Annotated in this window: 17 protein-coding genes; 13 read left to right on the forward strand and 4 right to left on the reverse strand. The window is 67.5% G+C overall.

Annotated elements, in window-relative coordinates; translation table 11 throughout:
* Positions 1-43: 43 nt before the first annotated feature.
* The 3 genes from EV216_RS07660 to EV216_RS07670 all read right to left on the reverse strand — a co-directional run bounded on the left by EV216_RS07660 (position 44) and on the right by EV216_RS07670 (position 3,122).
* Positions 44-1,561 carry a tripartite tricarboxylate transporter permease gene (locus tag EV216_RS07660; protein ID WP_132694475.1) on the reverse strand — a complete coding sequence of 506 codons (1,518 nt, stop codon included), beginning with the start codon at positions 1,559-1,561 and terminating at the stop codon, positions 44-46.
* 12 nt (positions 1,562-1,573) lie between these two features.
* Positions 1,574-2,065: a tripartite tricarboxylate transporter TctB family protein gene (locus tag EV216_RS07665; protein WP_132694476.1), complete on the reverse strand. Its 492-nt coding sequence runs from the start codon at positions 2,063-2,065 to the stop codon at positions 1,574-1,576.
* Positions 2,066-2,144: 79 nt separating this feature from the next.
* Positions 2,145-3,122 carry a Bug family tripartite tricarboxylate transporter substrate binding protein gene (locus EV216_RS07670; RefSeq protein WP_132694477.1) on the reverse strand — a complete coding sequence of 326 codons (978 nt, stop codon included), beginning with the start codon at positions 3,120-3,122 and terminating at the stop codon, positions 2,145-2,147.
* Between the two features lie 177 nt (positions 3,123-3,299).
* Between EV216_RS07670 and EV216_RS07675 the strand changes: the two genes are divergently transcribed.
* Positions 3,300-4,703 (forward strand): helix-turn-helix domain-containing protein, encoded by a 1,404-nt coding sequence (locus EV216_RS07675; RefSeq protein WP_132694478.1) that lies wholly within the window; start codon positions 3,300-3,302, stop codon positions 4,701-4,703.
* 12 nt (positions 4,704-4,715) lie between these two features.
* On the opposite strand, the gene EV216_RS07680 is transcribed toward EV216_RS07675, so the two are convergent.
* On the reverse strand, positions 4,716-5,159 hold the full coding sequence (locus EV216_RS07680; protein WP_165899186.1) for a BLUF domain-containing protein: 444 nt from the start codon (positions 5,157-5,159) through the stop codon (positions 4,716-4,718).
* 174 nt (positions 5,160-5,333) lie between these two features.
* Here EV216_RS07680 and EV216_RS07685 point away from each other — a divergent pair, with 174 nt between their 5' ends.
* The 12 genes from EV216_RS07685 to EV216_RS07735 all read left to right on the forward strand — a co-directional run bounded on the left by EV216_RS07685 (position 5,334) and on the right by EV216_RS07735 (position 20,476).
* Entirely contained in the window at positions 5,334-6,170 is an 837-nt protein-coding gene (locus tag EV216_RS07685) for an IclR family transcriptional regulator (protein WP_132694480.1), read from the forward strand.
* Between the two features lie 55 nt (positions 6,171-6,225).
* On the forward strand, positions 6,226-7,389 hold the full coding sequence (locus EV216_RS07690) for a zinc-dependent alcohol dehydrogenase (protein WP_132694481.1): 1,164 nt from the start codon (positions 6,226-6,228) through the stop codon (positions 7,387-7,389).
* 59 nt (positions 7,390-7,448) lie between these two features.
* Positions 7,449-8,366, forward strand: coding sequence for an FAD binding domain-containing protein (locus tag EV216_RS07695; protein ID WP_132694482.1), 918 nt, complete (start codon positions 7,449-7,451; stop codon positions 8,364-8,366).
* Positions 8,359-10,236: a molybdopterin-dependent oxidoreductase gene (locus tag EV216_RS18765; RefSeq protein ID WP_165899187.1), complete on the forward strand. Its 1,878-nt coding sequence runs from the start codon at positions 8,359-8,361 to the stop codon at positions 10,234-10,236. Before EV216_RS07695 ends, EV216_RS18765 begins: the two co-directional genes overlap by 8 nt.
* Positions 10,236-11,255, forward strand: coding sequence for a xanthine dehydrogenase family protein molybdopterin-binding subunit (locus EV216_RS18770; protein WP_165899188.1), 1,020 nt, complete (start codon positions 10,236-10,238; stop codon positions 11,253-11,255). The genes EV216_RS18765 and EV216_RS18770 overlap by 1 nt, the downstream gene beginning before the upstream one ends.
* Before the next feature lie 41 nt (positions 11,256-11,296).
* Positions 11,297-12,229 carry a sugar phosphate isomerase/epimerase family protein gene (locus EV216_RS07705; protein WP_132694483.1) on the forward strand — a complete coding sequence of 311 codons (933 nt, stop codon included), beginning with the start codon at positions 11,297-11,299 and terminating at the stop codon, positions 12,227-12,229.
* A 125-nt stretch (positions 12,230-12,354) separates the two neighbouring features.
* A complete protein-coding gene (locus tag EV216_RS07710; protein ID WP_132694484.1) occupies positions 12,355-13,317 on the forward strand; it encodes a Bug family tripartite tricarboxylate transporter substrate binding protein in 963 nt (320 codons plus the stop codon).
* Between the two features lie 4 nt (positions 13,318-13,321).
* Positions 13,322-13,837 (forward strand): tripartite tricarboxylate transporter TctB family protein, encoded by a 516-nt coding sequence (locus EV216_RS07715; RefSeq protein ID WP_132694485.1) that lies wholly within the window; start codon positions 13,322-13,324, stop codon positions 13,835-13,837.
* A gap of 46 nt (positions 13,838-13,883) precedes the next feature.
* Positions 13,884-15,425, forward strand: a complete 1,542-nt coding sequence (locus EV216_RS07720; protein WP_243642014.1) for a tripartite tricarboxylate transporter permease — start codon at positions 13,884-13,886, stop codon at positions 15,423-15,425.
* A complete protein-coding gene (locus EV216_RS07725; RefSeq protein ID WP_243642015.1) occupies positions 15,400-17,298 on the forward strand; it encodes a thiamine pyrophosphate-binding protein in 1,899 nt (632 codons plus the stop codon). The genes EV216_RS07720 and EV216_RS07725 overlap by 26 nt, the downstream gene beginning before the upstream one ends.
* A gap of 7 nt (positions 17,299-17,305) precedes the next feature.
* Entirely contained in the window at positions 17,306-18,748 is a 1,443-nt protein-coding gene (locus tag EV216_RS07730; RefSeq protein ID WP_132694487.1) for an NAD-dependent succinate-semialdehyde dehydrogenase, read from the forward strand.
* A 9-nt stretch (positions 18,749-18,757) separates the two neighbouring features.
* A complete protein-coding gene (locus tag EV216_RS07735; RefSeq protein ID WP_132694488.1) occupies positions 18,758-20,476 on the forward strand; it encodes an IlvD/Edd family dehydratase in 1,719 nt (572 codons plus the stop codon).
* Positions 20,477-20,523: the final 47 nt, after the last annotated feature.

Genomic DNA, 20,523 nt, shown 5'->3' on the forward strand with positions numbered 1-20,523 from the left:
GTCCTTTCTCTAGGTCGTGTTGTCCCTGCGGGCATCCGGCCGATCATTCGGCCGGCGCGGGACGCTTGGCGATGCGCCGGTGCAGCATCTTGATCAGCGGCAGCGCGAAGAAGATCGCCGCGAGCGCCAGGAAGGTTGCCGACAGCGGCCGCGAGATGAAGAAGGTCACATCGCCCTGCGCGCTGATCAGCGCCTGGCGGAAGCTTTTCTCCATCAACGGGCCCAGCACAAGTGCCAGCACCAGCGGGGCCAACGGATAGTCGGCCTTGCGCAGCATGTAGCCCGCCACCCCAAAGAGTGCGATCAGCCATACATCGTGCAGTTTCTGGCTGGGGGCATAGCCGCCCAGGATACACAGCACCAGCACCATCGCGCAGAGCACCGAGAACGGCATCCGCAGCGCCCAGACGAATAGCGGGATCAGGGCGATGTTTATCAGAACCGCGGCCAGATTGGCGGTGTAGAGCGAACTGATCAGCCCCCAGACGAAATCCTGCTGCTCGATGAACAGCATCGGCCCTGGCATCAGCCCCCACATCACCATGCCGCCCAGCAGCAGCGCGGTGGTGGGCGAACCGGGGATGCCCAGCGTCAGCATCGGCAGCAGCGATCCGGTCGAGGCGGCATTGTTGGCTGTCTCGGGCGCGGCCACGCCCTCGATATTGCCCTTGCCGAAGGTCTCGGGCTTCTTCGAGAAAGTCCGTGCCAAGCCATAGCTCATCAGCGAGGCGGGTGTTGCGCCCGCGGCGGGCAGCATACCGACGAAGAAGCCCAGAACCGAGCCGAAGCTCATGGTCTTCCACATGCGGTTCATCTGGCGGATGCCGTCGATCAGGTCGCGCATCCGCAGCCGTGCCGTCGAGACGGCGGGCGAGATGCGCGAGGTCTCGATGGTGTAAAGCACCTCGCCCACGCCATAGACCCCGATCGCCAGCACCAGGAAGCTGATGCCCGAATAGAAACCCGGAATGTCGCCGAAGATCAGCCGCGGCTGGCCCGAGATCATGTCCAGCCCCACGGTGGACAGCACCAGCCCGAGGCAGATCATCACGATGGTCTTGAGCGTGTCGTCCCCGCCAAGCCCCACGAAGGTCGTGAAGGCCAGCAGAACAAGCGCGAATTCCTCGGCCGGGCCGAATTTCAGCGCCAGTTCCGCCAGCGGTGCCGCGAAGATCGTGAAGAGGATCACCGAGATCGTGCCGCCCACGAACGAGGCCACCGCCGCCGCGATCAGCGCCAGCCCCGCCTTGCCCTGCAGGGCCATCGGCCTGCCATCGAATGTGGTTGCGACCGCCGTCGAGGCGCCGGGGATCCCCAGCAGGATCGAACTGACCGCGCCGCCATACATCGCGCCGTAATAGATCGCCGCCAGCAGGATGATCGCCGAAGTGGGCGGCACGATGAAGGTCAGCGGCAGCACCAGCGCCACGCCGTTCACCGAACCCAGCCCCGGCATCGCGCCGATGAACAGCCCCGCCGTCACGCCGAGGATCACGATCATGATGTTGAGCGGTGTCAGCGAGGTCGCGAAACCGTCGGCGAGAAGGGCAAGAACTTCCATTTTCGGCCCTCCTCAGAAGAACATCGCGTAAAGCGGGATGAAGAACGGCTCGGTCCAGCCCTTGGGCAGCAGGATTTTCAGCGTCACCTCGAAAAAGAAGAACACGACGACCGGGGTGGCCAGCGTCAGGATGCCGATCAGCATCCAGCCATGATGGCCGAAGAATTTCAGGTAAATGAACAGGAACGCGATCAGCGCCAGATAGGTGCCGATGAAGGGAATGACCGCGATGGTCGCCACCAGCAGCGCCACGACCCCTGCGATCTGCGGAATGGCGTCGGCATCGGGAAAGAACTTCTCGCCCTCATGCGGATGGCTGATGAAACTGCGCAGCAGGATCAGCGACGAGGCCGCGAGCATGATCGCCGACAGCCAGAACGGGAACGCTCCACCGCCGGGGCCCGACGCCGCGACCCAGCCGATCGGCAGCGCCTTGGCATACCACATGAAGTAAAGCGACAGCCCCATCAGGGCGAGCGCGATCAGTCTGTCCGCGGCGAGCATGGTGCCTCCCATCCGGTTGCACGTTCGACGATACGGGCGGACCCGAGGGCCCGCCCGCCAGCGAAGGTCTGCGAAAGGATCAGGACGGCGTGTCCAGACCCTTCAGGATGTCGCGGTGCTTTTCGCGTTCGGACAGGAAATAGGCCTGAAGCTCGTCGCCCGTGAGGAAGTCGGTCAACAGCGCCTGGTCGCGGGCATAGGTCTGCCATTCCTCGGATTCATGCAGCTTTTGCAGGAGGTTGACATAATAGGCCTGTTGCGCCTCGGTCAGCCCGCCCGGCGCGACGAAGCTGCGCTGCATGTAGTATTCCAGGTCATGGCCAAGTTCGGCGAAGGTGGGCACGCCGGGCATGCTGTCCAGCCGCTCGGCCGTCAACAGCGCGATCGGGCGCACGCGGCCCGCCTGCCAGAAGCTCATCGCCTCGGAGGGGTTGTTCACCGTGGCGTCGACATGGCCGCCGACCAGCGCGGTCGCCACCTCGCCGCCCCCCGCCATCGGGACGTAGGTGTGACTGATGCCGAATTCGCGTTCGAGCAGTGCGGTCACAAGGCTGTCCTCCTGGCCGGTGCCGGTGCCGCCCATGCGCCACGACCCGCCCGCGGCCTTTACCGCCTCGGCATATTGCTCGATCGTCTCGATGCCGCTGTCGACATTGACCCACAGCGCGAAGACATCGACCGCCATGCGCGCCAGCGGGGTGAATTCCTCGATGTCGACGCCGATCTCGGTCTGGATCGGGGTGGTGTAATAGCTGTTCAGCGTCGCCATGATGACATGGGCATCGCCCTGCTTGTCCTTGAGATAGCGCAGCGCCTCGGCGCCCGACCCGCCGCCCTTGTTGACCGGCAGGAAAGGCATCTGGGCCAGTTTTTCCTTCTGGATGATGGTCTGGAACAGCCGGGCAAGACGGTCCGCGCCGCCGCCCTGGCCGGCCATGATGACCATCTCGACCGGCTTCATGGGTTTCCAGTCCTCGGCAAGTGCCGGGCTGCCCGCAGCGATAGCGACCGACGCCATGAGAGCGATCGCGCCGCGACGCGTGAAGATGTTCGTCATTTTTGCCTCCCTGATGAACAAGGCCCGAACTGCTGCGCCTGATCCTCCCTGGATCGCGTCGTCCGGTGCCATCTCATGATCCTGAAAATCGCGGACGGCGTGGAAAATTCCACACCCAAAAGGGTTGTTGTGATAAAGCTGAGCGTAACATGGGTGTCATATTGTAATGTTGTAAACATGCGGAAGGCCCTGATCGGATCGCAATTGCGGCAGCTTCGCCGCGACCACGGCCACACCCAGGCCGAGATGGCCCGGCGGCTGAAGGTCAGCCCGGCCTATGTGAACCTGCTCGAGAACAACCAGCGTGCGCTTTCGGTGCCGGTGCTGATGGCCCTGACCGAAGCCTATGGCGTGGACATGCGCGAGTTGCTCAGCGACCGCGACGCCGCGCGGCTGGCCGAATTGCGCAGCGCGGTCGCCGATCCTGCCTTCGACCGCGACCGGCCCGATCTGGCGGAACTGCGGGCCGCGGTCGATCATGCTCCGCGGCTGGTGGACCTGTTCCTTCAGCTTTACCGCGGCCATCGCAGCGCGGTCGAGCGGCTGTCGCGGCTGGGCGATTCGGCGGGCGAGTTGCTGGGGGCCTCGCCCGAGGCCGCGATCCACGACTTCTTTCGCGACAACGCCAATTACTTCGATGCCTTGGAAACCGCGGCCGAAGACATTCGCCGTCAGATCGTCGGCGCGCCGGACGACATGTATGCGCTGCTCAAGCGCTATCTGCGGATGAAGTTCCAGATCGACGTGCGCCAGGTCAGCCTTGACGAGATGCCCGACACGCTGCGGCTGTTCGATGACCGCGCAGGCTGCGTGCTGCTGTCCGAGGCGCTGGACCATCCCAACCGGGTGTTCCAGATCGCCCATGTTCTGGCGCTGGTCGAACTGCCCGACTTGCTTGACGCACTGGTTGGCGAAAGCGGCATCGCGACCGAGCCTGCCCGCGCGCGCTGCCGGGTGGAACTGGCGAATTACTTCGCCGCGGCACTGCTGATGCCCTATCGGCCCTTCCTCGATCTGGCCGAGCAATCGGCCTATGACATCGACCGGCTGGCCGCCGCCTTCGGCATGAGCTTCGAGCAGGTCTGCCACCGGCTGACCACGCTGCAGCGCGACGGTGCGCGGGGGATCGGGTTCTTCCTGTTGCGCATCGACCGGGCGGGCAATGTCACCAAGCGGGTCAACGCCACCCCCTTCGCGCTGGCCGAAAAGGGCGGATCCTGCCCGGCATGGAACATCCACAACGCGTTCAGCATGTCGGACATGGTGCTGGCGCAACTGGTCGAGATGCCGGACGGGGCGCAGTTCTTCACGATCAGCCGCACCAGCCCGCGCCCGGTCTTCAGCCGCACCCCGCAGGACAGTCGGCTGGTGGTGGCGCTGGGCTGCGAGCGGGGCGATGCGCACCGGATCGGCTATGCCCGCGCCGTCAATCTGGACCGCGATCCGGGCATGGTGGCGCAGATCGGCATCGCCTGCCACATCTGCCCGCGCCAGGCCTGTTCCCAGCGTGCCCATCAACCGATGCACATGGTCCTGCCGATCGACGCCAAGCGCCGGGGTAGAACGCGCTACGAAAGTTGAGGCCGGGCTGCCTCAGGCGGCCTGCTGCCAGAAATCGCACAGGAAGGACAGCGCGCCATCCGCGCCGTCGGCGGCGCAACGGTCCTGGAAATGCGGCTCGCACAGATCGGCGAAACGGGGATGGGCGCGCAGTTGCGACCGATCGACCGTGCGGAACGCCATCGACCAGTCGGGAAAGTCGCGCCCGGCCTTCACGCCGCGCTCCAGCACGATCTTGGTATGGTGGCGCGGGTCCGAGAAGATGCGCTTTCTCAGCGCCTCGATTGCGGCCTCGTCGCCTTCAAGAAGCTGCATGAAGCTCCCGCGAAAGCGCCCCTCGCCCTCGGCAAACAGCAGGACCCCGGTGATACCGTGGCGCGGGTTGTAGCTTCGCGCCTCTTCAAGGATGTCCTCGAGGTCATTGGGCGTCAGCGCCTGTGCGGCCTGGCTGACATAGACGATGTAATGGGTACTCACTGCGCGGCTCCGGCTCGGGTGATACGGACCTCCCTTGGGGCGGTATAAGGCTGCGCGCTGCCAAGTCAAGGAGATCATCGCCATATTATTTGACAATGTGAAAATTACTTCGATATTTGGAAAAATGCTTGACGCTCATCCAACCATGGGCGAACTTTCCCCCGGGAGGACGTGATGGCGAGCAGGGCGGCGACATATCGGGACGGCGTGGCGGATCCTTCTTTCGCCTCGGTGGAGAAGGCGGCGGCGCGGCGCATCCAGTCGGTCGAGCGCGCGCTGGACATCCTGGAGATCCTGGCCGCGGCGCCCGACGCGCTGGCGCTGGGCGAAGTGGCGGCTCAGGCCGGGCTGAACGTCTCGACCTGCCATCATCTGGTCGCGACCCTGGTCGATCGCGGCTATGTCCTGAATGCCGGGCGCAGCCGGGGCTACATGCTGTCCTCGCGCTTGCAGGAACTGACCGAGATGAGCGCACGCAAGGCCGACCTGTCGGATTTCGCCCGCACCGATCTGATCGATCTGTCCGGTCGGCTGGGGCTGAGCGTGCAACTGGCCGAGATGCAGGGCAGCGCGTTGGTCACGCGGTTCAGGGCAAATGTGGCCGAGACCCATGTCATCGAAGCCGACGAGGTGGTGAAGATGCGCGCCGCCCACGCCACCGCCACCGGCAAGGCCATCCTTGCCTGGCTGCCCGAGGGCGAGACGCTGAAGATCATTTCCGAGAACGGGCTGGAGCGGTTCACCGACAACACGCTGACCAGCCTGGCGGATCTGACCGAGGATCTGCGTTGGGTCCGGCGCAACGGCTTTGCGGTGGATAACGAGGAACTGAAGCCGGGGGTGGTGTGCTACGGCGCGGCGCTGAGGGACGAGAAGGGCGCGGTGATCGGCTCGATCTCGGCCTCGATGCCCCTGGCGCTGGCGACAGAGGCATGCCGGGCGCACGTCGCGCAAGAGGTTGTGGCCTGCGCGCGCAGGCTGTCGGACAGGTTACGCCTGGGTCGTCCCTAGGGAGGGGGCGGTCCGGCGAGGAATGGGAAACAGGGACAAAAGGGAGGAAGCACAGATGGCGATGCCAGCGGGTGTAAAGACGGATAGCCGCTATCCGATCCCCGAGAAGATGAAGGCCTGGGTGCTGGGCGATCCGGGCGAACTGACGCTTGCCGAAAAGCCGGTGCCGGTGCCGAAGAAGGCCGAGGTGCTGGTCCGGATCGACGCCGTGGCGATCTGTGCGACCGACCTGGAGATCATCTATCACGGTCCTCCGGCGCAGATCGAGGGCGGGGCGCCCTTCAACAGGAACTTCACGCCGGGCCATGAATACATGGGCACCGTCGTGGCCTTGGGGCCGGGGGTGGACGAATACGAGATCGGCCAGCGGGTGACGGTTGAAATCCATGCCGGCTGTGGCCAGTGCAAGCGCTGCCGGCAGGGCATGTACACGTCCTGCCACAATTACGGCAAGAACTACGGCGACGTGGACAAGGGCCACCGCGCCAACGGCTTCACCACCGATGGCGGGTTCTGCGAATACCAGGTCAACAACATCAACACGCTGATTCATGTGGATGACAGCATGTCGGATGAGGAGGCCACGCTGGTCGTCACCGCCGGCACCGCGATGTACGGGCTGACCGAACTGGGCGGGCTGGTCGCGGGCGAAAGCGTGGTGGTCACCGGACCCGGGCCGATCGGGTTGCTGGGCGTCGCGGTCGCCAAGGCGCTGGGCGCGCAGCCCGTGATCCTGACCGGCACCCGCGACAACCGGCTGGAGATGGGCAAGAAACTCGGCGCCGATCATGTGGTGAATGTCCGCAACGAGGATCCTGTCGAGGCGGTCAAGCGGCTGAACGGCGGGGTGGGCGTCGATTATGTGCTGGAATGTTCCGCCGCCGCCAACGCGATCAACGAGGCCTGCCAGATGGTCAACCGGGGCGGCAAGGTCTGCCTTGCGGCCTTTCCGGGGGAGCCGCCGCAGGTCGACGTGGCCCACCTCGTCCGCAACAACATCTACGTCTACGGCATTCGCGGCGAAGGGAAATCCGCGACCCACCGGGCCGAGGCCTTCATGCGGCAGAAGCGGTTCGACGCCACGCTGATCCACACCCATACCTTCGAGATGGACGACCTGAAGGAGGCGATCCGCTACGCTAGGGACCGGGTCGAGGACGCGATCAAGGTGGTGGTCAAGAACCGCCATTCCGAGGCCAGGAGGGTGGCCGCCGAGTGAAATCCCGGGGCCGTCCGCATCGGGCGGCCCCGTCCATGGCCAAGGGAGGGGCCAGGGACATGCTGACATTCGAGCGATACGAGATGCCCGCGACCTTGCCCGAGGCGCTGGCGCTCTGGGCGGAGGCCCCCGCGGGCGCGCGGCTGGTGGCCGGCGCGACCGACATCCTGCCCTGGGCGCGCGAGGGGCGCGCGGGCGACGTGGACCTGCCGCTGGGGATCGACCTCAGCCGGGTCGCGGAACTCAGGGGCTACGAACGCCACGGGGCGCGCGTGCGGCTGGGCGCCAACACCGTCTGGCAGGATTTCCTGGACGACCCGCGGCTGGCCCGCTGGCTGCCGGTGATGCCCTATTGTTCGGTCTGGTTCGCCGACGACCAGATCCGCCAGCAGGCGACGCTTGCGGGCAATCTGGTGAACGCCTCGCCCGCCGCCGATGGCACGCCCCCCGTCCTTGCGTTGAATGGCGAACTGGAGCTTTGCCGCTGGGCGGGCGATCACATCATGTGCCGCACCATGCGGGTCGAGGATTTCGTGACCGGCCCCGGCGCCACGCGGCTTGCCCCGGGCGAGATCGTGAACTCGGTGACGCTCGATATCGCAGAGGGTTACGGCGCGTCCTTCCAGAAGGCGGGTCTGCGCCGCTCGCTGGTGATCTCGGTGGCCTGCGTGGCCGCGCTGGTGAAACTGGACGAGACCGGCACGCGCTTCGCCGATGTGCGTCTTGCGCTGGGGGGCGTCGGCCCCGTGCCGGAACGGCTGCGCGACATCGAGGACCGCCTGAGGGGCGCGGCGGTGGATGCCCGCCTGATCGCCGAGGTGGCCGAGGCCACCGCGTCCCGCGTCGCCTCGCGAAGCCGCGTTGACTATCGCCGCCGCGTGGTGCCGGGCTTCGTCCGCGCCGCGCTGGAAGAAGCCGCCGACCGGGCGCGTGTCGCCCCCTCCGCGGCCGAACGCAAGGAGGCCGAAAATGCCTGAGATGAAACTGGAGATGCAGGTCAACGGCCGCAAGGTGATGCGTCTCGCCGATCCCGGCCAGCGCCTGCTGGATTTCCTGCGCGACGAGCTGAACCTCACCGGCACCAAGGAAGGCTGCGGCGCGGGCGAATGCGGGACGTGCAGCGTCTTCGTGGATGGAAAGCTTGTGAAATCCTGCCTGATGCCGGTGGCCAAGGCGCAGGGGGCCGAGATCCAGACTGTGGAGGGGCTGGCGAAGCCGGGCGAGCTGGAGGCCATCCAGAAGGCGTTCCACAAGACCGGGGCCAGCCAGTGCGGCTATTGCATCCCCGGCATGGTGATGGCGGCGACGTCCGTCCTGCGCGAGGCGCCCGAGGCGAGCCTTGACGAGATCAAGGAACGCATGGGCGGCAACATCTGCCGCTGCACGGGGTATTCCAAGATCATCGAGGCCGTGGCGCTGGCCCGCGACGTGGTGACGGGCCGCGCCAGCCCCGCCGTGCTGGAGCCCGAAACCGTGGGCGAGAGCTATATCGGCCACAATGTCCGGCGGCTGGATGCGCCCTCCAAGGTGACGGGTCGGCTGAAATACGCAGGCGACATGGTGATGCCGGACATGGCGCACATGGCCGTCCTGCGTTCGCCCCATGCGCATGCCGAGATCGTCTCCATCGACACCTCCGAGGCCGAGGCGATGGCGGGCGTGGCTTGCGTCATCACCGCGGCCGACGTGCCGGGCACCGACGGCTTCGGCGTCTTCGTCCACGACCAGCCGGTGATGGCCCGCGGCAAGGTTCGCCATGTCGGCGAGGCGGTCGCCGCGGTGGCCGCCGAGGACGCGGCGACCGCGCGCCGGGCGCTGACGAAGATCAAGGTGGAGTACCGCGACCTGCCGGGGCTCTTCGACCCCGAGGACGCGCTGAAACCCGGCGCGCCGGTGATCCACGATTACGCCCCCGACAACATGGTCAAGCACATCCCGATCCGGAAGGGCGACATCGAGGCCGGCTTCGCCGCCGCCGACCTGATCCTCGAAGAGGCGTTCTCGACCCAGCAGGTCGAACATGCCTATCTCGAGCCCGAGGCAGGCATCGCCTATGTCGACCATGACGACGTGGTGACGGTGATCTCGCCCAGCCAGAACATCACCCACCATCGCCACATGCTGGCCGGGATCCTTGCCCTGCCGATCAACAAGGTGCGCTTCATCATGTCCCCCGTCGGCGGCGGCTTCGGCGGCAAGGAGGACATGATCTACCAGGGCATGCTGGCGCTCGCCGCGATGAAGACCCACCGCCCGGTGCGGCTGGTGTTCACCCGCGAGGAATCGATCGCGGCCTCGGCCAAGCGGCATCCGTCCCGCGTGACATACCGCATGGGCCTGACGCGCGATGGCCGCATCACCGCGATCCGGTTCGAGATGTTGTCGGATGGCGGGGCCTATGGCATGTCGTCCGAAGGCGTGATGCGCAAGGCCGCGATCCTGTCCTGCGGGCCCTACGAGATCGAGAACCTGTGGATCGACACCCGGGCCGTCTACACCAACAACACGCCCTCGGGCGCCTTCCGCACCTTCGGCGGCATGCAGGCGCAATTCGCCACCGAAAGCATGATGGACATCGCCGCGGAACGGCTGGGGCTCGATCCGTTCGAGATAAGGCGGCGGAACATGATGCGGGCCGGGTCGCTCACCCACACGCAACAGCGGCTCACCTCCGCCTCCATCGACCGGGTGCTGGAGGCGGCCGAACAGGCGTCACGCTGGGAGCCGGGTGCACCCACCATGCGCGGACCGATGCGGGGCGACCTTGGGGGCCCGGGGACGCGGGCGCCCTGCACGCTGGGCGCGCGGTTCGAGACGCCGAAGGACAGCAAGGAAAGGGTGGCCTGATGCAACGCAGGATGCGCGGCCGCGGCGTCGCGGCAAGCTGGTACGGCATCGCGCGGACCGCCACGGTGGACCGCGCGGGCGCCTGGGCCGAACTGGATGACGGCGGCACCGCCAAGGTGGTGACCGGCGTGACCGAGATCGGCGAGGGCATCCTGACGGTGCTGGCCCAGATCGCGGCCGAGGAACTGGGCATCCGCCCCGAGGACGTGACCATCGGCGACAACGACACCGCGCGCTCGCCCGAGGCGGCGCATGCGGGCGCCACGCGGCAGACCTACATGATCGGCAATTCCGTGGCGCTCGCCTGCCGCGAGGCCAGGGCGCGGCTCTTCGCCGAGATCGCCGCGCATTGGGAGGTGGACGCAGGGGCCCTGGTCGCCTTTGACGGGGAACTCCGCGCCCAGGGCACCAACCTCGCCATGACCATGGCCGAGGCGGTGGACCTGTGCAAACGCCGCGGCGTGGTCCCCGTGGGCGCGGGCCATTTCACCGCGCATGGCACCGGGCTGAACCCCGAGGACGGCTCGGGCGCGCCCTGGCAGGCCTATGTCTTCGGCACCCAGGTCGCCGAGGTCGAGGTCGATACCGTGACCGGCGAGGTGCAGGTTCTCGGCCTCTGGGCCGCCCATGACGTGGGCCGCGTCATCAACCCCCGTGGCGTCGAGGGCCAGATCGAGGGCGGCGTGGTGCAGGGCCTCGGCCAGGCGCTGATGGAGGATTACCAGACCGCGAACGGCCACCCGGTCACGCATGGCTTCGCGAAATACATCCTGCCGACCGCGCTGGATGTTCCGGAAATCACCTCGATCCTGGTCGAGGATCGGGACCCGCTCAGCCCGCTCGGGGCCAAGGGGATCGGCGAGCCCGCGCTGGTGCCGACCGCGCCCGCGATCATCAACGCGATCCACGACGCGGTGGGCGTACGCATCCGCTCGCTGCCCGCGACGCCCGAGAAGGTGCTGGCCGCCATCGCCGAGAAACAGGCCCGCGAGGCCGCAGCGGCGAAGGCCGCCGAATAGACGCGTGACGCCGCGCGCGGCGCAAGGGACAGGGAGAAAGCATGGAAACCTCGATGTACAGCGCGATGCGGGTCGGCATCGTCCATTTCAAGGCCTTCCCGGGGATCGAGACCGGGGCGGGCCCCATCGTCGAGACGCTGGAGAAGATCTGCGCCGACGAGTTCTGGACTGCCGTCGAGGTGGGCTGGATGAAGGACTACCGCGTCCGCAACACCGCCCGCCACTTGTTGGACCAGAGCCACCTGTCGGTCGCCTACGCCACCCAGCCGAAATCGCTGACCAACAAGCTGAACCTCAACCATTTCGACCCCGGAGAACGTGCCAAGGCGGTGCAGGAGATCAAGAGCGCGGTGGACGAGGCCCGCCAGCTGGGCGCCGAGGTGGTCCGCCTGATCGCGGGCAAGGACCCCGGCGATGAAAAACGTGAGGAGGCCAAGAAGCTCCTGATCGACTCGCTCCACCAGATCCTCGACTACGCCGCCGAGGAAAAGGACGGGCTGGCCTTCACGCTCAAGATCTTCGACCGCGGCATCGACAAGAAGAACCTGATCGGCCCGGTGGGCGACGCGGTCGACATCGCGCGTGCCATCCGCCCCGACTACCCGAATTTCGGCCTGCTGACCGATCTCAGCCATTTCCCGCTGCTCGACGAGACGCCCGAGGAAAGCATCCCGCAGATGGCCGAGTTCCTCGACGCGGTGCACCTGGGCAATTGCGCCTTCCGCGACAAGTCTCACCCCGCCTATGGCGACATCCAGCCCCGCTTCGGCATTCCGGGCGGCGAGACCGACACGCCCGAGGTGGTGACCTTCTTCCGGGAACTGCGCAAGAACGGCTTCTTCGACAAGCCGGTGCGCCCGGTGGTCAGCGCCGAGGTGCGGCCCGTTCTGGTCGGCGAGGTGTCAGAGGTGATCATGGCCAACGCCAAGCGGGTGATCCGCGACGCCTGGGCGCTGTCGCAGCGGCCCGACTGAGCGAATGGGCCGACTGACCAAAGGGACGGGTCGCGCAGGGGAGGCGCGGCGCGTCAGATAGGGACTGGCAGTGGAGGACTGCCGCATGCCGCCCAAAGGCGGCCCAACGAAGGGAGGAAGACCACATGCAGAAGGGGATCATCGCATCCGTGGCGCTTTCGGCGGCAATGGCCGTCGGACTCTGCGCCCCGGCCCGGGCCGAGTTTCCGGAAAAGCCGGTCGAGATGACCATCCTGTTCGGCAGTACCGCCCAGACCATCGGGCAGTTGCTGGCCGAACTGATGTCGCGGCACCTGCCGCAGCCGGTGGTGCCGGTCGCGCGCACCGGGGCCGGGGGCGCGGTGGGCTATCAGCACGTCCACGGCACGGCGCCCGATGGCTACAACATCGTCTGGAACTCGAACTCGATCAGCACCGTCCACCATGGCGGAGGGCTGCCCTTCGACTACACCGCCTTTGCGCCGGTTGCCAAGATCAGCGTCGAGGTGCCCGCCATCGCCGTGCGGGCCGACAGTGGCTGGGAAACGCTGAGCGACATGGCGGCCGATATCAAGTCCGCAGGGCGCAAGCTGAAGGTGGGGGCCTCGGGCCGGGGCTCGTTCACGCATCTGGCGACCGAGGCCATCCTGGCTGCGCTGGACCTGTCCGACAGCGCGATCCATGTGCCCTATGACCAGGGCCGCGCACCGGTCGAATTGCTGGCCGGTCGGCTGGACGCGGCGCTGCAATGGCCGGGCCAGTTCGTCTCGCATCACGAGGCGGGCACGCTGCGCATCCTGTGCGTGACCTCGGCGGCGCGGATCTCGCAACTGCCCGACGTGCCGACCTGTGCCGAAAGCGGCGCGGGCGAGATGGACATCGTGATGTGGCGCGGCCTGGCTGCCCCGGCGGGCACGCCGCCCGAGGCGATCGCCCGTCTGGAAGAGGCCGCGAGGCTGGCCGCCGAAAGCGAGGAGTTCCGAAAGGCGGCCCAGACCATCGGTTTCGAGGTCGAATTCGCAGGGCACGAGGCGTTCGGCGAGTTGATCGCGCGCGACGATACGATCATCGCCGACCTGATGGGCCAACTCGGCCTGACGGAGCAGTAGCGCCATGCCACCGGTCTCCGAGGCGGCCGAGCGCCGCCAGGAACTGATCGCGGGCGGCCTGCTGCTGGTCCTTGCACTGGCCTGGACGGCGGCGGTGTGGCTGACGGTGCCGGTCGGCCAGGGGGTCGGGCCGCGGGCCTTTCCGTTCTGGCTGGGCGTCGCGCTGGCGGTGCTGTCGGCGCTGCTGCTGCTCAAGGGGCTGCGCGGTGGCCATGGTCTCGACCCGCCCGGCGAGGGGGAGGGCTCGGCGGCCGCGCCGCCGGTCTCGGCGGGGCGGCGGCTGGCACTTGTCGCGACGGTCTGCGGGATCATCGCTGCCTATGGCCTCCTGATGCAGAAGATCGGGTTTCTGCCTGCGACCGTGCTGACGGTTTCCGCAACGCTGGTCGTCGCACTCGGCGAGCGCCGCCCGCTGGTGGTGGGCGGCATGGCCATCGGGATCGCGCTTGGCGCGTGGCTCGCCTTTGGCAAGCTTCTGGGCGCCTACATGCCGCGCGGAACCTGGATCTCGCTGTTCTGAACGCAAACGGGCCGGGCCGCGCATTGCGGGGGCCGGCGCAAAGGGGATGACCCGGATGGATCTCTTGCTTGCCGCAGCCCAGGTCGCTCTTGCGCCCGCCGCCCTTGTCGCCGTGCTGGCGGGTTGCCTGCTGGGCGTGGTCTTCGGCGCGATTCCGGGGCTGACCTTCACCGTCGCGATGGCGCTGGTGGTGCCGATGTCCTTCTCGATGGAGACCGCGCCCGCGATCGGGCTGCTGCTGGGCACCTATATCGGCGGGATGACCGGCGGCTCGGTCTCGGCGATCCTGCTGGGCATACCGGGCACGCCGTCGGCCGCGGCGACGGTTCTGGACGGCTATCAACTGACCCGCAGGGGCAAGGCGTCGCTGGCGCTGGGCACGGCGGTCGTGGCCTCGGCCTTCGGGGGTATCGTCTCGCTGATCATCATGGTGGTTTCGGTCGACATGGTGGCGAGGCTCGCGCTGCGCTTCGGCCCGGCCGAGACCTTCGGGCTTCTGGTCTTCGGCTTGTCCACGATCTGCGGGCTGGCGCAGAAATCGCTGATCAAGGGGCTGATCGCCGGGGTGCTCGGGCTGATGGTTATGACCATCGGCATCGACGAGATGGAGGGCGCGCAGCGGCTGACCTTCGGTACTGTCGTGTTGCAGCAGGGGGTGAGCCTGCTGGTGGCGATGATCGCGCTGTTCGCGGTGCCGCATGTGATCGACGCCTTCGTGCAGCATTACGCGGGCGAGCGAAAGCCGCAGGAGGTGGCCGATGTCCGCGCCGAACTGCCGAGCATCCGTGACATCCTGCGCGACTTCTGGCTGATGCTGCGCTGTGCGCTGCTGGGCACCGGGATCGGGGCGATCCCCGGAACCGGCGGGCCGATCGCGGCGTTCCTGGCCTATGCGCATGCGCGGAAATCCTCGAAACGGCCCGAACGCTTCGGCAAGGGCGAGATGGCGGGCGTGGTGGCCCCCGAGACGGCCAACAATGCGGTGACGGGGGGCGCGATGATCCCGCTGCTTTCGTTGGGCATCCCGGGCGATCCGGCGACCGCGATCCTGCTGTCGGGGCTGCTGATCCACGGGCTGATCCCGGGGCCGATGCTGTTCATCCAGAACCCCGGTGAGATCTATCAGATCTACCTTGCCATCATCGTGGCCTATGTCGCCGTCGTCGCGATCCAGCTTCTGGGCATCCGCTTCTTCGTGCAGGTGTTGCGCGTGCCTGCGCATCTGCTGGCGGTGGCGGTCATCGTGATGTGCGCCTATGGCGCCTTCGCGATCCGCAACTCGGTCTTCGACGTGGTGTCGGTGGCGGTGCTGGGGGGCATGGCCTACGGGCTGATGCGCGTCGGCATTCCGTTGACGCCGATCATCCTGGGGCTTGTCCTTGGCCCGGCCATCGAGCGCGATTTCCGCACCGCGATGATCCTGTCCGAGGGCGACCCGTCCGTATTCGTCGCGTCCGTCCCGGGCGCAGTGTTCCTGGGCCTCGCCGCGCTGGTCGTCGGCGCGCAACTGCTGCGCTCCATCCGCGCCACGCTGTCCGCCCGCAGAACGGAGGAGAAGAGACGTGCTTCAGTCACCCCATCCGAATGATCGGCCCGATACCCCGCTGGAGGCCCAGATGCGCGAGCGCGCCCGCGCGCTGGCCGAAACAGGCGGCGTGGCCGAGGCGCTGGCGGCGGGCCGTCTGCCCGCGCGCGCGATGCTGACGCTGTCCGAAGGGCTGGTGCTGGGGCTCTTGCGGCAGGGGGTGCGCACCTTCTTCGCGATCTTCGGCCACGGCTCGACCGATCTGGGCAACGTGCTGCGGGTCTATGCCGAGGAGGGGCAGGTGAGCGTGATCAACTGCCGCAACGAGGTCGAGATGGCCCATGCCGCAACCGCGCGGGCCTGGGTCCATGGCGAGACGCCCGCTGTGGTGACCTCGATCGGGCCGGGGGCCTTGCAGGCGATGGCGGGTTCGCTGGCCGCCGCCTCGAACGGGGTCGGCGTCTACCACATCTACGGCGACGAGACGACACGGGGCGAGGGCTACAACATGCAGCAGGTCCCGAAGCCCGAGCAGGGGCTGTTCGGCCGGATCACCGCGCTGATGGGTCAGTCCTACACCCTGCACACGCCCGAGGCCCTGCGCGACTGCCTGCGCCGGGGCACCGCCTGCGTGCATCATCCCTACAAGGCGGGGCCGTTCTACATCCTGCTGCCGATCAACACCCAGCCGCAGGCGGCCGAAATCAACCTCGCCACGCTGCCCGGCCGTCTGGACGTCCCCCGCATGGCCCCCGCCGGCGGCAGCGGCGTGTTCGAACGCGCTCGCGACCTGCTGGCCCGCGCGGAACGCCCGGTCATCAAGGCCGGTGGCGGCACCCGCGGCGCCCCCGCAGCGATCCGGCGGCTGGCCGAGCATCTGGGCGCGGCGGTGGTGCTCTCGCCGGGCTCCACCGGCGTGTTGCCCGATGCGCATCCGCAGAACATGCATGTGGGCGGCTCCAAGGGCTCGATCAGCGGCAATTTCGCGATGGAAGAGGCGGATCTCGTGATCTTCGCGGGCTCGCGGGGTGTCTGCCAGGCGGATTGCTCGGGCGTGGGCTATCCGAAGGCCCGCGCCGTCATCAACATCAACGGAGACCTGGACGATGTCAGCCACTACGCCAACACGATCTGCCTGCCCGGCGACGTGGGCGCGGTGGCCGAGCGCCTGATCGCCGCGACCGAAAGGGCCGAGCGGCCCAACTGGCTGGAGGCCTGCGCCGCCAAGAAATCCGAATGGGCCGCCTTCAAGGCCAGCCGCCTCAGCGCGCCGCCCATGCACGACGCGGCCTTCGGCCGCGACTGCCTGACCCAGCCCGCCGCCATCGGCGCGGTCGCCAGCTTCGCCAAGGCACACAATGCCATCAAGGTCTTCGACGCGGGCGACGTGCAGGCCAACGGCTTCCAGATCGTCGAGGACGACGCGCCGGGCCAGACCTTCACCGAGACCGGCGCCTCCTACATGGGCTTCGCGGTCTCGGCGTTGCTGGGCGCGGCGGGGGTGCGCGATCCGAAATACGCCATCGCCTTCACCGGCGACGGGTCCTTCATGATGAACCCGCAGGTGCTGATCGACGCGGTGGAACATGGGGTGAAAGGCATGATCGCGCTGTTCGACAACCGGCGGATGGCCGCGATCACCGGGCTGCAATACGCGCAATACGGGGTGGAGTTCGCCACGAATGACAGCGTGGCCGTGGATTACGTCCTGATGGCCAGCGCCGTCGCGGGGGTGAAGGCCGTCCATGGCGGCCACTCCATCGCGGAGCTTGAGGCCGCGCTGGCCGAGGCGCACGCCCATGACGGCCTCTCGCTGGTCCACATCCCGGTCTACAACGGGCGCGATCCGATCTCGGAAATGGGCGCCTATGGCAGCTGGAATGTCGGCAACTGGGTCGACGACGTCCAGTCGCGCTACCTGCAACAGAACATCTGAGGGACACATGTATCACGATCTGGACCTGTTCATCGGCGGCGACTGGCGCGCGGCGAGCGACGGCGCGACCCGCGGCGTCCACGACCCCGCGACCGAGGAGCAGCTTGGCACCATCGCGGTGGCAACCGAGGCCGATATCGACGCGGCCCTTGCCGCCGCCAGGGCGGGCTTTGCCCAGTGGCGGCAGACGGGAACGTGGGAGCGCGGCGCGATCCTCAGGAAGGCCGCCGACCTGATCCGGGCGCGCACCGATGAAATCGCCACGCTCATGTCGCTGGAAACCGGCAAGCCGCTGGCCGAGGCCAAGGGCGAGACCGGCGCCGCCGCCGACCAGTTCGAATGGTATGCCGAGGAAACCAAGCGCATCTACGGCCAGATCATCGAGGCGCGCACGCCCGATGCCCGCATGGCCGTGATCCATCAGCCCGTGGGCGTGGTCGCCGCCTTCAGCGCCTGGAACTTTCCCGCGCTGCTGCCCGCGCGCAAGATCGCCGCGGCGCTGGGCGCGGGCTGCGCGATCATCGTGAAACCCGCGGGCGAGGCGCCGGCCTCCTGCGCCGCGCTGGTCAGGGCGTGCCACGACGCGGGCGTGCCGCCGGGCGCGGTCAATTTCCTGACCGGCAATTCCGGCATGATCGCCGAACGCCTGATCGCCTCGCCCATCGTGCGCAAGGTCTCGGTCACGGGCTCTGTCCCGGTGGGCAAGGAGATCCTGCGGCTGGCGGCCGACGGCGTCAAACGCGTCTCGATGGAACTGGGCGGTCACGGACCCGTGCTGATCTTCGAGGACGTCGACCCCGAGAAGGTCGCGGAAACCTGCGCCGCCACCAAGTTCCGCAATTGCGGCCAGGTCTGCATCTCGCCCACGCGGTTCTACGTCCACGCATCCCTTTACGACCGCTTCTCCAAGCGCTTCGCCGAGGTGGCCAACGGGTTGAAACTCGGCCGCGGGCTGGACGAGGGTGTGCAGATGGGCCCGATGGCCAATGCCCGCGGCCTCTCGACCATCCAGGACCTCGTGGCCGACGCGGTGGACCGGGGCGCGGACATCCTCGCCGGGGGCCGCCGCCCCGAGGGCATCAACCGCGGCTTCTTCTACGCGCCCACGGTTCTGGGCCATGTCCCCGACGACGCCCGCGTGATGCACGAGGAACCCTTCGGCCCGATCGCCCCCATCACGACGTTCCGCGACTACGACGAGGTGATGGAACGGGCGAACTCGCTGCCCTTCGGGTTGGCGGGATACGTGTTCTCGAACGACCTGACCACGGCCACCAAAGCCTATGAAGACCTCGAATGCGGCATGATCGGCGTGAACGAGATGCTGCTGGCCACCGCCGAGGCCCCCTTCGGCGGCGTGAAGGAAAGCGGGATGGGGCGCGAGGGCGGATCGCTGGGGATCCACGACTATCTCGACCCGAAATACGTCAAGATGAAGCTCTCGCGGTAAGGGGTTGCAATGAGTGACGAAACCAAGGACAGGGGCCTCGCCCGCGGGCTCACGAACTACGGCGACCGCGATTTCTCGGTCTACCTGCGCAACTCCTTCGCAGCCTCGATGGGCTATTCCCGCGAGGTGCTGAAGAAACCCATCGTCGGCATCGCCAACAGCGCGTCGGGCTTCAACAACTGCCACCGGCATTTCCCCGAACTGATCGAGGCGGTGAAGCGCGGCGTGCTGCTGGGCGGCGGCCTGCCCATCGAGTTTCCCACGATCTCGCTGGGCGAGGTGTTCCTGAACCCCACCTCGCTGAAATTCCGCAACCTCATGGCGATGGACACCGAAGAGATGATCCGCGCCCAGCCGATGGATGCGGTGGTCCTGGTGGGCGGCTGCGACAAGACGGTGCCCGCGCAACTGATGGGCGCAGCCTCGGCCGACCTGCCGGCGGTGCAGCTGGTGGCTGGCCCGATGATGACCTCGCGCTACGGCAATGAACGGCTGGGCGCCTGCACCGATTGCCGCCGCTTCTGGGGCAAGTATCGCGCGGGCGAGATTTCCACCGACGAGATCAACGAGATCGAGGGGCGGCTGGCCACCACCGCGGGCACCTGCGCGGTGATGGGCACGGCGTCCACCATGGCCTGCATCGCCGAGACGCTGGGCATGGCGCTGCCCGGCACCGCCGCCATTCCCGCCGTCCACGCCGACCGGTTGCGCGCGGCCGAGGCCTCGGGGCTGGCGGCGGCGCGGATGATCGAGAACCCGATCCGACCCAGCCAGGTCATCACCGCGAAATCGGTCGAGAACGCGCTCCGCGTTCTGCTGGCGCTGGGCGGGTCCACCAACGCGATCATCCACCTGACGGCGGTCGCCGGGCGGCTGGGGATCGACATTCCGCTGTCCCGGCTCAACGAACTTTCCGACGAAACCCCGGTGCTGGTGAACCTCAAGCCCGTGGGCAACCACTACATGGAGGATTTCTTCTTCGCGGGCGGGGTAGGGGCCGTGCTGCGGGAACTCAAGCCGCTGCTGCATCTCGATACGCTGACCGTCACCGGCGAAACGCTGGGCGACCGGCTGGAAACCGATCCGGGCTTTGTCGACCGCACCGTGATCGCCAGCGCCGAGGCGCCGCTGGAACCCCAGGGCGGGCTTGTGGCGCTGTTCGGCAACCTCGCCCCGCGCGGCGCGATCCTGAAACGCTCGGCTGCCGACAAGACCCTGTTCGAACACGAGGGCAGGGCGGTCGTCTTTTCCTCGCTTGCCGATCTCGCCGCGCGGGTGGACGACCCCGATCTCGACATCGGCCCCGACGACATCATGGTGCTGCAGAACGCCGGGCCCAAGAGCGCGTCCGGCATGCCCGAGGCGGGCTATCTGCCGATCCCGAAGAAGCTGTCGTCCAAGGGGCTCAAGGACATGATCCGCATTTCGGACGCGCGCATGTCGGGCACCGCCTTCGGCACCATCGTCCTGCATGTCGCGCCCGAGGCGGCGATCGGCGGGCCGCTGGCGCTGGTGCGCACGGGCGACCGGATCAGGCTGTCGGTGTCGGAGAAACGCATCGAACTGCTGGTGGACGCGGCCGAGCTTGACCGCCGCCGGGCCGAATGGGCTCCGGATATCGTGCCACCCGAGCAACGCCGCGGCTATGACCGGCTCTATGTCGAATATGTCCTGCAGGCCGACGAAGGCTGCGATTTCAATTTCCTCAGACCCGTTTCGAGTGGCTGACCGGCAGAAGGCAGCGGCCTTTCGAACGATCAGACCGGACCGGATTC

The organism is Rhodovulum steppense, from assembly GCF_004339675.1.
In the GTDB taxonomy this organism is placed as follows: domain Bacteria; phylum Pseudomonadota; class Alphaproteobacteria; order Rhodobacterales; family Rhodobacteraceae; genus Rhodovulum; species Rhodovulum steppense.

Excerpts from the sequence above, each read along its gene's own strand:
- EV216_RS07660 (WP_132694475.1), bottom strand. The coding sequence starts at position 1,561 with ATGGAAGTTCTTGCCCTTCTCGCCGACGGTTTCGCGACCTCGCTGACA.
- EV216_RS07665 (WP_132694476.1), bottom strand. The coding sequence starts at position 2,065 with ATGCTCGCCGCGGACAGACTGATCGCGCTCGCCCTGATGGGGCTGTCG.
- EV216_RS07670 (WP_132694477.1), bottom strand. The coding sequence starts at position 3,122 with ATGACGAACATCTTCACGCGTCGCGGCGCGATCGCTCTCATGGCGTCG.
- EV216_RS07675 (WP_132694478.1), top strand. The coding sequence starts at position 3,300 with ATGCGGAAGGCCCTGATCGGATCGCAATTGCGGCAGCTTCGCCGCGAC.
- EV216_RS07685 (WP_132694480.1), top strand. The coding sequence starts at position 5,334 with ATGGCGAGCAGGGCGGCGACATATCGGGACGGCGTGGCGGATCCTTCT.
- EV216_RS07690 (WP_132694481.1), top strand. The coding sequence starts at position 6,226 with ATGGCGATGCCAGCGGGTGTAAAGACGGATAGCCGCTATCCGATCCCC.
- EV216_RS07695 (WP_132694482.1), top strand. The coding sequence starts at position 7,449 with ATGCTGACATTCGAGCGATACGAGATGCCCGCGACCTTGCCCGAGGCG.
- EV216_RS18765 (WP_165899187.1), top strand. The coding sequence starts at position 8,359 with ATGCCTGAGATGAAACTGGAGATGCAGGTCAACGGCCGCAAGGTGATG.
- EV216_RS18770 (WP_165899188.1), top strand. The coding sequence starts at position 10,236 with ATGCAACGCAGGATGCGCGGCCGCGGCGTCGCGGCAAGCTGGTACGGC.
- EV216_RS07705 (WP_132694483.1), top strand. The coding sequence starts at position 11,297 with ATGGAAACCTCGATGTACAGCGCGATGCGGGTCGGCATCGTCCATTTC.
- EV216_RS07710 (WP_132694484.1), top strand. The coding sequence starts at position 12,355 with ATGCAGAAGGGGATCATCGCATCCGTGGCGCTTTCGGCGGCAATGGCC.
- EV216_RS07715 (WP_132694485.1), top strand. The coding sequence starts at position 13,322 with ATGCCACCGGTCTCCGAGGCGGCCGAGCGCCGCCAGGAACTGATCGCG.
- EV216_RS07720 (WP_243642014.1), top strand. The coding sequence starts at position 13,884 with ATGACCCGGATGGATCTCTTGCTTGCCGCAGCCCAGGTCGCTCTTGCG.
- EV216_RS07730 (WP_132694487.1), top strand. The coding sequence starts at position 17,306 with ATGTATCACGATCTGGACCTGTTCATCGGCGGCGACTGGCGCGCGGCG.
- EV216_RS07735 (WP_132694488.1), top strand. The coding sequence starts at position 18,758 with ATGAGTGACGAAACCAAGGACAGGGGCCTCGCCCGCGGGCTCACGAAC.